13 protein-coding genes are annotated in these 12,800 nt (G+C 60.3%); 9 read left to right on the forward strand and 4 right to left on the reverse strand.

The features are described 5' to 3' along the window. Window positions 1–9: 9 nt before the first annotated feature. The 3 genes from GO007_RS08580 to mltB form a co-directional block, all read right to left on the reverse strand. Window positions 10–873, reverse strand: a complete 864-nt coding sequence (locus tag GO007_RS08580; RefSeq protein ID WP_095098396.1) for a metal ABC transporter permease — start codon at window positions 871–873, stop codon at window positions 10–12. Beyond that, window positions 870–1,568 (reverse strand): metal ABC transporter ATP-binding protein, encoded by a 699-nt coding sequence (locus tag GO007_RS08585; protein WP_370525550.1) that lies wholly within the window; start codon window positions 1,566–1,568, stop codon window positions 870–872. The genes GO007_RS08580 and GO007_RS08585 overlap by 4 nt, the downstream gene beginning before the upstream one ends. Before the next feature lie 215 nt (window positions 1,569–1,783). Continuing rightward, on the reverse strand, window positions 1,784–2,860 hold the full coding sequence (mltB, locus tag GO007_RS08590; RefSeq protein WP_041146871.1) for a lytic murein transglycosylase B: 1,077 nt from the start codon (window positions 2,858–2,860) through the stop codon (window positions 1,784–1,786). A gap of 296 nt (window positions 2,861–3,156) precedes the next feature. On the opposite strand from mltB, the gene srlA reads away from it, so the two are divergent. The 7 genes from srlA (at window position 3,157) to gutQ (ending at window position 8,085) form a co-directional block, all read left to right on the forward strand. Continuing rightward, window positions 3,157–3,720, forward strand: coding sequence for a PTS glucitol/sorbitol transporter subunit IIC (gene srlA / locus GO007_RS08595; RefSeq protein WP_076946057.1), 564 nt, complete (start codon window positions 3,157–3,159; stop codon window positions 3,718–3,720). Next, the gene (gene srlE, locus GO007_RS08600) at window positions 3,717–4,688 is read left to right on the forward strand and encodes a PTS glucitol/sorbitol transporter subunit IIB (protein WP_095098402.1); all 972 of its coding nucleotides are present in this window, start codon (window positions 3,717–3,719) and stop codon (window positions 4,686–4,688) included. The genes srlA and srlE overlap by 4 nt, the downstream gene beginning before the upstream one ends. A 13-nt stretch (window positions 4,689–4,701) precedes the next feature. After that, window positions 4,702–5,064 carry a PTS glucitol/sorbitol transporter subunit IIA gene (srlB, locus tag GO007_RS08605; protein ID WP_095098406.1) on the forward strand — a complete coding sequence of 121 codons (363 nt, stop codon included), beginning with the start codon at window positions 4,702–4,704 and terminating at the stop codon, window positions 5,062–5,064. Window positions 5,065–5,081: 17 nt separating this feature from the next. Continuing rightward, window positions 5,082–5,861: a sorbitol-6-phosphate dehydrogenase gene (gene srlD, locus GO007_RS08610; protein WP_095098409.1), complete on the forward strand. Its 780-nt coding sequence runs from the start codon at window positions 5,082–5,084 to the stop codon at window positions 5,859–5,861. A 64-nt stretch (window positions 5,862–5,925) separates the two neighbouring features. Further along, complete coding sequence (gene gutM, locus GO007_RS08615; protein ID WP_095098411.1) at window positions 5,926–6,285, forward strand: transcriptional regulator GutM; 360 nt, start codon at window positions 5,926–5,928, stop codon at window positions 6,283–6,285. Window positions 6,286–6,353: 68 nt separating this feature from the next. Continuing rightward, a complete protein-coding gene (gene srlR, locus GO007_RS08620) occupies window positions 6,354–7,127 on the forward strand; it encodes a glucitol operon DNA-binding transcriptional repressor SrlR (protein ID WP_095098414.1) in 774 nt (257 codons plus the stop codon). Further along, window positions 7,120–8,085, forward strand: a complete 966-nt coding sequence (gutQ, locus tag GO007_RS08625) for an arabinose-5-phosphate isomerase GutQ (RefSeq protein ID WP_095098417.1) — start codon at window positions 7,120–7,122, stop codon at window positions 8,083–8,085. The genes srlR and gutQ overlap by 8 nt, the downstream gene beginning before the upstream one ends. On the opposite strand, the gene norR is transcribed toward gutQ, so the two are convergent. Further along, on the reverse strand, window positions 8,048–9,592 hold the full coding sequence (norR, locus tag GO007_RS08630; protein ID WP_095098420.1) for a nitric oxide reductase transcriptional regulator NorR: 1,545 nt from the start codon (window positions 9,590–9,592) through the stop codon (window positions 8,048–8,050). The genes gutQ and norR overlap by 38 nt on opposite strands. A 187-nt stretch (window positions 9,593–9,779) precedes the next feature. On the opposite strand from norR, the gene norV reads away from it, so the two are divergent. Both norV and norW read left to right on the forward strand, forming a co-directional pair. After that, entirely contained in the window at window positions 9,780–11,225 is a 1,446-nt protein-coding gene (norV, locus tag GO007_RS08635; protein WP_095098423.1) for an anaerobic nitric oxide reductase flavorubredoxin, read from the forward strand. Beyond that, window positions 11,222–12,355, forward strand: coding sequence for an NADH:flavorubredoxin reductase NorW (gene norW, locus GO007_RS08640; RefSeq protein WP_095098426.1), 1,134 nt, complete (start codon window positions 11,222–11,224; stop codon window positions 12,353–12,355). Before norV ends, norW begins: the two co-directional genes overlap by 4 nt. Window positions 12,356–12,800 lie beyond the last annotated feature (445 nt).

Below are 12,800 nucleotides of genomic sequence, written 5' to 3' on the forward strand. Positions count from 1 at the left end.
ATATTTTCCTTACCCCATTAATTTGCGCCAGCCGACCACCAGCCGGCTGCGCGTGCCAAAAAACACCGAAATAAAAAAGATCCCGCTGGCGGTCAGCACGATGGCGGGGCCGGCGGGCAAATTCGCCGCCCACGACAGGCTGAGCCCCATCCAGGCGCAGGCGCTGCCGATCAGCGCCGCCAGCAGCAGGATGGCGGGCAGCGTTCGCGCCCAGCAGCAGGCGGCCACCGCCGGGAGCATCATCACCCCCACCGCCATCAGGGTGCCCAGCACCTGAAAACCCGCCACCAGGTTCAGCACCAGCAGCGCCAGAAACAGGCCGTGCAGTAGCGCGGGCAGCCGGCGGTTATTCACCTGCAGCCACGCGCTGTCAAAGGCCTCGCTCACCAGCCCGCGATAGAGCAGCGCGATGCAAATAAGCGTCAGGCTGGCAACCCCGGCGACGAACAGCGCCGCGTCGTTATCCACCGCCAGAATCGAACCAAACAGCAAATGCAGCAGATCGACGCTGGAGCCACGCAGCGAAACCAGCGTCACCCCCAGCGCCAGCGAGCCCAGATAAAACCCGGCGAAGCTGGCGTCTTCTTTAAGCGGCGTGCGGCGGCTGACCCACCCCGCCACCAGCGCTACCGCAATGCCGGCGATAAAACCGCCCACCGACATCGCCAGCAGCGACATGCCGTTAAGCAGATAGCCCACCGCGACGCCGGGCAAAATCGCATGCGACAGGGCATCGCCCATCAGGCTCATGCGTCGCAGCAGCAGGAAAACCCCGAGCATGGTGGTGCTCAGCGAGAGCGCGAGGCACACCACCAGCGCGCGGCGCATAAAGCCGAATTCGATAAAAGGTTGAAAGAAGGTGTGCCAGATCATGCCAGCCTCGCGGAATCGAAGGCGGGAAGCACGTCGCCGGTCTCGCCCCAGCGGGCATTCCTCGGCTCCAGCAGCAGGGTTTCCGGGAAATATTCGGCGACGCGCTGATTATCGTGCAGCACCGCCAGCACGGTCTGTCCCTGCCGGTGCATCTCAAGGATCAGCGTCATCAGCTCGCGGCTGGTCGACTCATCAATCCCGGTAAAGGGTTCATCGAGCATCACCAGCGGAGCCTGCTGGACCATCACCCTGGCAAACAGCATGCGTTGAAACTGCCCGCCGGAAAGCGCTTCAATCGGCGTTTTCGCCATTGACGCCAGGCCGACGCGATCCAGCGCCGCGTCAATGCGCCGGCGAAGCTCACCGCGCAGTCCGCTCAGAAGCGAGACCTGCGGCCAGGCGCCCTGGCTCACCACGTCCCGAACCACGAGGGGAAACTGTGATTCCAGCGAATGCCGCTGCGCCAGCCAGCCGATAACCGGGCGCGACGCGCGCCAGTGCAGGCGGCCGCTCACCGGGGGAATAAACCCGGCCAGCGTTTTTAATAAAGTCGATTTACCGCAGCCGTTCAGACCGACAATAGCCATCAGGCTGCCCGCGGCGATAACGCCGCTCAGCGCCGGGGTAATCGCCAGCTCGTCATACCCGGCAACCAGGTTTTCCAGTTCAATCATGGCAAGGTTACCGCCCACCATGTCGCCAGCCACAGCAGCGCCAGTAGGACGCAGGCGAAGCCTACGCGCAGCGCGGCGGAGCTTGAAAAAAGAGAAGTGAACATCTTTGCCTCATTCAATACGTTATAACATAACACTATTGGATCGGCGGAATAATGTAAATCAGCGTCAACGAAGGGAAATGCTGCAAAATGTAACAGACTCCCCTCCAGGCAGAGGGAAGTCTCGGGGCAGGCTTACTGTCCGCGGGCCTGAGAAACGGCCAGGCCGAGCTGCCAGACGGCCATCGCGTAGTGGGTGCTGTGGTTATAGCGGGTGATGGTGTAGAAGTTCGGCAGCCCGTACCAGTACTGGTAGCCGGTACCAATATCGAGGCGCAGCAGGCTCGCCTGCTGATGGTTACCCAGCGGCTGCGTTGGCGTCAGGCCGGCCGCCGTCAGCTGCGATACGCTGTAATTGGTCTTAAAGCCGTTCTCCAGACCCGGGGCCTGACCCATTGCCGGTACCGCGACCAGATCGCCGCTCACCCAGCCGTGCTGCTTGAAGTAGTTGGCAACGCTGCCGATCGCATCCACCGGGTCCCACAGGTTGATATGCCCGTCGCCGTTGAAATCCACCGCGTACTGGCGATACGAGGAGGGCATAAACTGACCGTAGCCCATTGCGCCGGCGAAGGAGCCTTTAAGGTTCAGCGGATCGTCGCTTTCGCTACGCGCCATCAGCAGGAAGGTTTCCAGCTCGCCGGAGAAGTACTCGGCGCGTCGCGGATAGCTGAAGGAGAGCGTCGCCAGGGCGTCAAGAATGCGGGTTTTCCCCATCACGCGCCCCCAGCGGGTTTCCACGCCAATAATACCGACAATGATTTCCGGCGGTACGCCGTAGACCTGCCAGGCGCGGTTCAGCGCATCCTGATACTGATTCCAGAACGCCACGCCGTTTTGCACATTATCCGGGGTGATGAACTGTTTTTTGTAGCGCAGCCACGCGCCGTTCGGCCCGGACGGCGGCAGTCCGCTCGGCGCCTGGCGGTCCATCAGGCGCAGGACGTAATCCAGACGCTTAGCCTGGGAGAGAATTTCGTGCAGCTGCTGCCGGTCAAATCCGTGCTTGCTCACCATTTTGTCGATGAACTGCTCCGCAGCAGGATTGTTGGCGAAATCTCCCCCCATATTCATAACGTTATGCTGCGGCTCCAGCAGGAAGCCACCGGATCCTCCCGTGGTCTCCGTTACTGCGGTGGCTTTAGGTTTGCTGCTACAGGCAGCGAGGAGTACGCACAGCGGGAGTAGTGCCAGATAGCGACGCTTCAACATGGGACTTCCATTTAACAAATTCGGCAAGGGGTAATTATGGTAAAGCATGCGGCCGTCAACAAGGAAGCGGCAATGTATTCGCGGACAAAATAGTCCTGCCCGCCCCCTCTCTCCCCGCCCGAAGATCCTCTTCCCGGCCAATTTGCAGGGTGAAATTTTCATCCCATCGGCAATAAACTTTCAAATTAAAATATTTATCTTTCATTTTGCGATCAATTTAACACTTTTAAACCTTTCAAAGTGATTAAAATCAGCTGCCAGTTAGCAAGAAAAATAACGCTACAAAGGAGAGAATGATGATTGAAGTTATTACCCACGGCGCCGAATGGTTTATCGGCCTGTTTCAGAAGGGGGGCGAGGTCTTTACCGGTATGGTTACCGGGATCCTCCCTCTGCTGATCAGTCTACTGGTTATCATGAACGCGCTGATCAACTTTATCGGCCAGCAGCGGATCGAAAAGCTGGCGCAGCGCTGCGCCGGGAATCCCGTCTCCCGCTACCTGCTGCTGCCCTGTATCGGAACGTTCGTTTTCTGTAACCCGATGACCCTGAGCCTGGGGCGCTTTATGCCCGAGAAGTACAAGCCCAGCTACTACGCGGCGGCCTCCTACAGCTGCCACTCCATGAACGGCCTGTTTCCCCATATCAACCCCGGCGAGCTGTTTGTCTATCTCGGGATCGCCAACGGCTTAACCACCCTCGGCCTGCCGCTGGGGCCGCTGGCGGTGAGCTATCTGCTGGTTGGCCTGGTGACCAACTTCTTCCGCGGCTGGGTGACCGATCTGACAACCTCCATTTTTGAGAAAAAAATGGCCATCCAGCTTGCACAAAAAGTGCATCTGTCCGGAGCTGCATCATGACGCGTATTCGTATTGAAAAAGGGGCCAGCGGCTGGGGCGGCCCGCTTGAGCTGGACGCCGTCGAAGGCAAAAAAATAGTCTATATCACCGCCGGAACCCGCCCGGCCATCGTCGACAAGATCGCCCGGCTCACCGGCTGGCAGGCCGTGGACGGCTTTAAAGAGGGGGAACCGCCGGAAGCTGAGATCGGCGTGGCGATTATTGACTGCGGCGGCACCCTGCGCTGCGGCATCTACCCGAAGCGGCGTATTCCGACCATCAATATCCACGCCACCGGCAAGTCCGGGCCGCTGGCGCAATATATCCTTGAGGACATCTACGTCTCAGGCGTTAAGGAAGAGAATATCCACTCCGTCGCTGATGCCGGCGCCGACGAACCGGCCCCGCATCAGCCTGCGGGTCGCGATTACGATGCCAGTAAAAAAATCACCGAGCAGAGCGACGGCCTGCTGGCCAGGGTCGGTATGGGAATGGGCTCCGTGGTGGCGGTGCTGTTCCAGGCCGGGCGCGACACCATCGACACGGTGCTGAAAACGATCCTGCCGTTTATGGCCTTCGTCTCGGCGCTGATCGGCATCATCATGGCCTCGGGCATTGGCGACTGGATTGCCCACGGCCTGGCGCCGCTCGCCAGCCATCCGCTGGGGCTGGTGACGCTGGCGCTGATCTGCTCCTTCCCGCTGCTGTCGCCGTTCCTCGGCCCTGGCGCGGTTATCGCCCAGGTTATCGGCGTGCTGATCGGCGTGCAGATTGGCCTCGGTAATATTCCGCCGCATCTCGCCCTCCCCGCCCTGTTTGCGATTAACGCCCAGGCGGCCTGCGACTTTATCCCGGTCGGCCTGTCGCTCGCCGAAGCCCGTCAGGAGACGGTGCGCGTCGGGGTGCCTTCGGTGCTGGTCAGCCGCTTCCTGACCGGCGCGCCAACGGTGCTGATCGCCTGGTTCGTTTCCGGATTTATTTACCAATAAGAGGTTCCTGAAGATGACCGTGATTTACCAGACCACCATTACGCATATCGGCGCCAGCGCGACGATGGCGCTTGAGGATCGGATGCTGATTACCTTCCGCGAGGGCGCGCCGGCGGATATCGAAGAGTACTGCTTTATTCACAACCACGGCGAGCTCGTCGGCTCGCTGGCGCCGGGGGCGGAGCTCCAGCTGGGCGATCGGCGCTACCCGGTCACCGCGGTGGGCGACGTGGCGGAACAGAATCTGCGCGAGCTGGGCCATATCACGCTGCGTTTCGACGGCCACCGCGTGGCGGAGTTTCCGGGGACGGTTCACGTGGCCGGCCCGGTACCGGAGGCAATCGCCCCCGGCTGTGTACTGAAATTTTTTGCTTAAGCTGTAAGGAGAGAACTATGAGTCAGGTTGCTGTTGTCATCGGCGGAGGACAAACCTTAGGTGAGTTTCTGTGTCGTGGCCTCGCCGCGCAAGGATATCGCGTGGCGGTGGTTGATATTCAAAGCGATAAGGCCACCCGCGTGGCGCAGGCGATTAACGCCGAGTATGGCGAAGGGACGGCGTACGGTTTTGGCGCCGATGCGACCAGCGAGGCCAGCGTCGTCGCGCTCGCCCGCGGCGTGGACGAGATATTCGCCCGCGTGGATCTGCTGGTTTACAGTGCCGGGATCGCCAAAGCGGCCTTTATCAGCGATTTTGCGCTGGGCGACTTCGACCGCTCGCTGCAGGTCAATCTGGTGGGCTACTTCCTCTGCGCCCGCGAGTTTTCACGGCTGATGATCCGCGACGGCATTCAGGGACGCATCATTCAGATCAACTCCAAATCCGGCAAAGTGGGCAGCAAGCATAATTCCGGCTACAGCGCGGCGAAGTTTGGCGGCGTGGGGCTGACCCAGTCGCTGGCGCTGGATCTGGCGGAGTACGGTATTACCGTGCACGCGCTGATGCTCGGCAACCTGCTGAAGTCGCCGATGTTCCAGTCTCTGCTGCCGCAGTATGCCCACAAGCTGGGTATTGCCGAAGATCAGGTCGAGCAGTACTACGTCGACAAGGTTCCGCTGAAGCGCGGCTGCGATTATCAGGACGTGCTCAACGTACTGATGTTTTACGCCAGCCCACAGGCCTCTTACTGCACCGGGCAGTCCATCAACGTCACCGGCGGGCAGGTGATGTTTTAACCGCCGGTTCCCGGGTCGCGCCGCGATCCGGGTTCTTCCCGACGCCACGCCTTAAGGAGATTTTATGGTTAGCGCATTAATCACCGTCGCCGCCATCGCCTGGATCGCCCAGCTCGCCTTCGGCGGCTGGCAGATCCGCCGCTTTAACCGCGAGTTCGATAAACTCTGTCAGCAGGGCCGCGTCGGCGTCGGACGCTCAGCGGGCCGCTTCAAGCCGCGGGCCATCGTCGCCATTGCGGTTGATGAACACGACCGCATCAGCGGCACGCTGCTGATGAAGGGCCTGACCGTCTTCGCGCGTCCGCAAACAATCCCGGCGCTTGACGGCAAACTTTTGCAGGAATTGCAGCCGGATATGATCTTTCCCCATGATCCGCTCTGTCGGAATGCACTATCATTAGCGCTTAAACCGAAACATGTATAATTTCGTTGTAAAAGTAAATATCTTGCGAAATTATCATATCGAAACTTTAAACGCAGGATGTAACCGCTATGAAACCACGTCAGCGACAGGCCGCTATTCTTGAGCATCTGCAGTCGCAGGGTAAATGCTCGGTCGAAGAGCTGGCGCAACACTTCGATACCACCGGTACGACAATCCGCAAGGATCTGGTGACCCTCGAACATGCCGGAACCGTCATTCGCACCTACGGCGGAGTGGTGTTGAATAAAGACGAAAGCGACCCGCCTATCGATCATAAGACGCTGATCAATACCGCGAAGAAAGCGCGCATCGCCGAAGCCGCCGTGCGCTTTATTCACGATGGCGACTCGATCATCCTCGATGCCGGCAGTACGGTACTACAGATGGTGCCCCTGCTCAGCCGCTTCAATAACATCACGGTAATGACCAACAGCCTGCATATCGTTAACGCCCTCTCTGAGCTCGACAATGAACAAACGATTCTGATGCCCGGCGGCACCTTTCGCAAAAAATCAGCTTCCTTTCACGGGCAGCTGGCGGAGAATGCCTTCGAGCAGTTCAGCTTCGATAAGCTGTTTATGGGTACCGACGGCATCGATCTGAACGCCGGCGTTACCACCTTCAACGAGGTTTATACCGTCAGCAAAGCGATGTGCAATGCCGCCAGGGAAGTGATCCTGATGGCCGACTCATCGAAGTTTGGCCGTAAGAGCCCAAACATCGTCTGCGGCCTTGAAAGCGTGGATATGCTGATTACCGATGCCGGTATCGACCCGACGTTCCAGCGGGCGCTGGAAGAGCAAGGCATCAAAGTGATTATTACTGGAGAAGATCATGAGTAACTTTCTGTTAGAAGCCGGACGCCAGACCCTGCTGCTGGAGCTCCAGGAGGCGAGCCGCCTGCCTGAACGCCTGGGCGACGACTTCATCCGCGCGGCGGAAACCATCATCCACTGCGAGGGTAAACTGATTGTTTCCGGCATCGGTAAATCAGGCCATATCGGCAAAAAGCTGGCCGCCACCTTTGCCAGCACCGGCACGCCGGCGTTTTTTGTCCACCCGGCGGAGGCGCTGCACGGCGATCTGGGGATGCTCGACGGCCGCGACGTGATGCTCTTTATCTCTTATTCCGGCGGGGCGAAGGAGCTCGACCTGATCGTGCCGCGGCTGGAAGAAAAATCGATTCCTCTGCTGGCGATGACCGGCAAATCGAAATCCCCGCTGGCGCTGGCGTCCAGGGCGGTGCTGGATATTGCCGTAGAGCGCGAAGCCTGTCCGATGCACCTCGCACCGACCTCCAGCACCGTTAACACGCTGATGCTCGGCGACGCGCTGGCGATGGCGGTGATGCAGGCCCGCGGCTTCAATGAAGAAGATTTTGCCCGCTCGCATCCGGCCGGCGCGCTCGGCGCGCGGCTGCTGAATAAAGTCCACCATCTGATGCGTCGCGACGAGGAGGTGCCGCGCGTTGACGTCACCGCCAGCGTGATGGCCGCCATGCTTGAACTCAGCCGCACCGGGCTGGGGCTGGTAGCGGTATGCGATGCGCAAAACCGCGTCGAGGGCGTATTCACCGACGGCGACCTGCGCCGCTGGCTGGTGGGCGGCGGCACCCTTGAGGATACCGTCAGCCGGGCGATGACCCGCAGCGGCGTGACGCTGCAGGCCGAGAGCCGCGCGGTTGAAGCCAAAGAGCGCCTGATGAAGCACAAAATCAGCGCCGCCCCGGTAGTGGATGAAAGTGGCCAGCTGGTCGGCGCGATTAACCTGCAGAACTTTTATCAGGCCGGGATTCTTTAAGCCCCAGACGCTTCGCCAGCCGATGCAGGTTGGCGACGTCCAGCGCCAGCGCCCGGGCCGCCGCCGCCCAGCTGCGGTTATTCTCCGCCAGCGCCCTGGCGATCGCCTCGCGCTGGAATGACTCCGTCGCCTCACGCAGGTTTAGCGCCTGCGTCGGCGCCGGCGGCGCGGCGCTCGGCAGGTTCGGCGCGTCGCCGGCAAACTGAAAGTGCTGCGGTTCCAGCACGATTTCATCCCCCGCCTGGGTCGCCCGCGCCAGCACCACCGCGCGATGAATCGCATGCTCCAGCTCGCGAACGTTGCCGGGCCACGACCAGGCGCCCAGCCTTGCCCGCGCGGCGCCGCTTAACACCACCTGCCCCAGCCCCATCCGCAGGCGGCACTGCTCGCAGAAATAGCCCGCCAGCAGCACCACGTCCTGATCCCGCTCGCGCAGCGCCGGCACTGACAGCGGAAAGACGCTCAGCCGGTGATAAAGGTCGGCGCGAAAGCGCCCTTCAACCACCTCCTGGCGCAGGTCGCGGTTGGTGGCCGCCAGCACCCGCACGTCCACCCGCAGGCTGCGATCGTCCCCGACGCGCTGAATGTCGCCATACTGCAGCACGCGCAGCAGCTTCGCCTGCAGCGCCAGCGACAGCTCGCCGATCTCATCGAGGAACAGCGTGCCGTTATCGGCCATTTCAAACTTGCCGCTGCGGTTGCTGATAGCCCCGGTAAACGCCCCCTTTACGTGACCAAAAAGCTCGCTCTCGGCCACGCTTTCCGGCAGCGCCGCGCAGTTAAGATAGACCAGCGGATTGGCGGCGCGCGGCGAGCCCTGATGCACCGCTTTCGCCACCAGCTCCTTGCCGGTGCCGGTTTCACCGTCAATCAGCACGTTGAGATCCGATGCCGCGACGATATCAATCTCCTTTTTCAGCTGCAGCATCGGCGCCGAAAGGCCAATAATCTCCTGGCGCTCGGCGGCCGGGTAGCTCACGCTCGGCTCCGGCAGCACGTTCTGGTTCTCCAGGCGGGCGATCAGCAGCGCGTTATTCAGCGCCCCCGCCACCAGCGCGGCAATCAGCCGCAGCTCCTCATCGCTGAAGCTGTCAAAGCGGTCGGCGTCCATGCCGTCGAGGGTCAGCGCGCCGATCAGCGTTTGCCCGGCAAACAGCGGCAGCCCAACGCAGGCGTGAACCTTGAGGCTTTCCTGGCCGGGGATCAGCCCGTCATACGGGTCCGGCAGGTCGCTATCCGCCGGGAAGCGCACCACGTCGCCGGCTCGGGCGATCGCCTCCAGGCGCGGATGCCCTTCGAGGGAAAAGCGCCGCCCCAGCACGTCCTGGGCGAGGCCGTCGATCGCCAGCGGCACAAACTGATGCGCCTCATAGCGCAGCAGCGCCGAGGCATCGCAGCCGAGGATCTGCCGCAGGGTGGCAATCAGCCGCGGGAAGCGGTCGGCATGGCCGATATCGCTTTGCAAATCAATGGCGATTTTCGCCAGCGCCTCTACGGAAAAGCTCATCGCTGCCTCACTGTCATTTTGACAATCACAATAGTCATAACGACTATTTTAACCATTGTCATTTTGACAGCAACGCTTTTAGCAAAAAATAATAAATCAAATAAAATCAATATATTAAAAAGTTGGCACGCAGCTTGATATAAGCAAAACATCTTATTTTGAAAACGCTGAATTAATTGAGGTTGCTATGTCTATTCTGGTTAAAAATAACATTCATTGGGTTGGCCAACGCGACTGGGAAGTGCGTGATTTCCACGGAACCGAATATAAAACGCTGCGCGGCAGCAGCTACAACAGCTATCTGATCCGGGAAGAAAAGAACGTCCTGATCGATACCGTGGATCATAAATTCAGCCGCGAGTTCGTACAGAACCTGCGCAGCGAAATCGACCTCGCCGATATCGACTACATCGTGATTAACCATGCGGAAGAGGACCACGCCGGCGCGCTGACCGAGCTGATGAACTCAATCCCGGACACCCCGATTTACTGCACCGCCAACGCCATCGACTCCATCACCGGCCACCACCATCACCCGGAGTGGAACTTCAACGTGGTGAAAACCGGCGACAGCCTCGATCTCGGCAACGGTAAGCAGCTGATCTTCGTGGAAACCCCGATGCTGCACTGGCCGGATAGCATGATGACCTATATGACCGGAGACGCGGTGCTGTTCAGCAACGACGCCTTCGGCCAGCACTACTGCGACGAACACCTGTTCAACGACGAAGTGGATCAGACCGAGCTGTTCGAACAGTGCCAGCGCTACTACGCCAATATCCTGACGCCGTTCAGCCGCCTGGTGACGCCGAAAATTACCGAGATCCTCGGATTCAACCTGCCGGTGGATATGATCGCCACCTCCCACGGCGTGGTGTGGCGCGACAACCCGACGCAAATCGTCGAGCTGTACCTGAAATGGGCGGCGGATTATCAGGAAGACCGCATCACCATTTTCTACGACACCATGTCCAACAACACCCGCATGATGGCCGACGCTATCGCCCAGGGCATCACCGACATCGACCCGCGCGTGGCGGTGAAAATCTTTAACGTCGCCCGCAGCGACAAAAACGAAATTCTCACCAACGTGTTCCGCTCAAAAGGCGTGCTGGTGGGGACCTCGACCATGAACAACGTCATGATGCCGAAAATCGCCGGCCTGGTGGAAGAGATGACCGGCCTGCGTTTTCGCAATAAACGCGCCAGCGCCTTTGGCTCCCACGGCTGGAGCGGCGGCGCGGTTGACCGCCTCTCTACCCGCCTGCAGGATGCCGGCTTTGAAATGTCCCTGAGCCTGAAGGCGAAATGGCGCCCGGATCTGGATGCGCTGGAAATTTGCCGCGAGCACGGCCGTGAAATCGCCCGCCAGTGGGCCCTCTCCCCGCTGCCGGCCAGCGCCGATAAAAAAGCGTCGGCTGAACAGAGCGCCTGCGCCGCTGCCGCCGCGGCCGACCTCGGCCCGTCGATGCAGTGCAGCGTGTGCCAGTGGATCTACGATCCGGCGAAAGGCGAACCGAACCAGGACGTCCAGCCTGGCACCCCGTGGAGCGACGTACCGGATAACTTCCTGTGCCCTGAGTGCTCTCTCGGCAAAGATGTCTTTGACGTTCTGGCAACGGAGGCAAAATGAGTGATGGTATCGTCATCATCGGCTCGGGCTTCGCGGCCCGCCAGCTGGTAAAAAATATTCGTAAGCAGGACCCGCAGATCCCGCTGACGCTGATCGCCGCCGACAGCATGGATGAGTACAACAAACCGGATCTCAGCCACGTCATCAGCCGCGGTCAGAATGCCGAGGATCTGACCCTGCAAACCGCAGGGGAGTTTGCCGAACAGTATAACCTGCGCCTGTTCCCCCACGTCCGGGTGAGCGATATCGACGCCGAGGGCAAAGTGGTCAAAAGTCAGGATCGCGAGTGGCGCTACGACAAGCTGGTGCTGGCGACCGGCGCCGCGCCGTTTATTCCGCCGGTGCCGGGCCGCGAGCTGATGCTCACCCTCAACAGCCAGCGAGAATACGGCGCCGCCCAAACCCGGCTCCACGACGCGCGGCGCGTGCTGATCGTCGGCGGCGGGCTGATCGGCTGCGAGCTGGCGATGGATTTCTGCCGCGCCGGCAAAGCGGTGACGGTGGTCGACAATTCCGCCAGCGTGCTGTCGGCGCTGATGCCGCCGGAGGCCAGCAGCCGCCTGCAGCATCGGTTAACCGATATGGGCGTGCACCTGATGCTGAAAACCCAGCTCGAAGGGCTGGAGCAAACCGCTGACGGCATCCGCGTAACCGTCGATCGTCAGCGCAGCGTGACCGTGGACGCGGTGGTTGCCGCCGCCGGCCTGCGCCCGGAAACCGCCCTGGCGCGTCGAGCAGGCCTTGAGATTAACCGCGGCGTGGTGGTCGATAGCCGCCTGCGCAGCAGCCATCCGGCAATCTTCGCCCTCGGCGACTGCGCCGAAATTAACGGCATGGTGCTGCCGTTCCTGCAGCCTATTTTGCTCAGCGCCATGTGCCTGAGCAAAAATCTGCTGGAGCAGCCGGGCGAGCTGAAGCTGCCGCCGATGCTGGTGAAGGTGAAAACCCCGGCTCTCCCGCTGCATCTGGCCGGAGATACGCGGCGCGAAGATTTAACGTGGAATATCGTGGCCGCCAACGACGGCCTGGTGGCTAAAGGCGTGGATGCGGAAAACCAGCTGCGCGCCTTTGTGGTCAGCGAAGACCGGATGAAAGAGGCCTTTGCGCTGCTGAAGCAGCTGGTGAGCTAAGCGCTTTCCTGGGTCGCGACGTCAACGCCTTGCCCGTGTATGGATGCCCCCCGTTATACAACCCATCTCTTCAGTTGTGTAACGGGGGTATATTGCGTTCGTATATCCGGCCCCTCTCTCAACACCATCACCATCACCACCGTATACGGCCAGGATGCTATCTGCGCGCCAGCTTCCCTTCGGGCTATCGGCTTGTTTATCAGAGCGCCTTCAGCCAGGCCAGCTTATTATGAGAAATGTTTATCTGGTAAAAATGCTCAACCAATTGCGTCCATTGCTCCCTTGTTTCGCAAAGTGAATGGGCTAACGCAAAAGACGTGTGTGGAAGGTGAAGAGTGCCCTGCAGATTTACGCTCCCCCGCCACGGACAGAATCACCGCAAAATCCTTCAGGATGAAAATTAGTTTTACCCCTACATTTAGTGGTGGCTACGTGAAGGAGGTTC

The sequence above is a fragment of the Klebsiella sp. 10-1 genome, from assembly GCF_009758445.1.
Lineage (GTDB): Bacteria > Pseudomonadota > Gammaproteobacteria > Enterobacterales > Enterobacteriaceae > Klebsiella > Klebsiella scottii.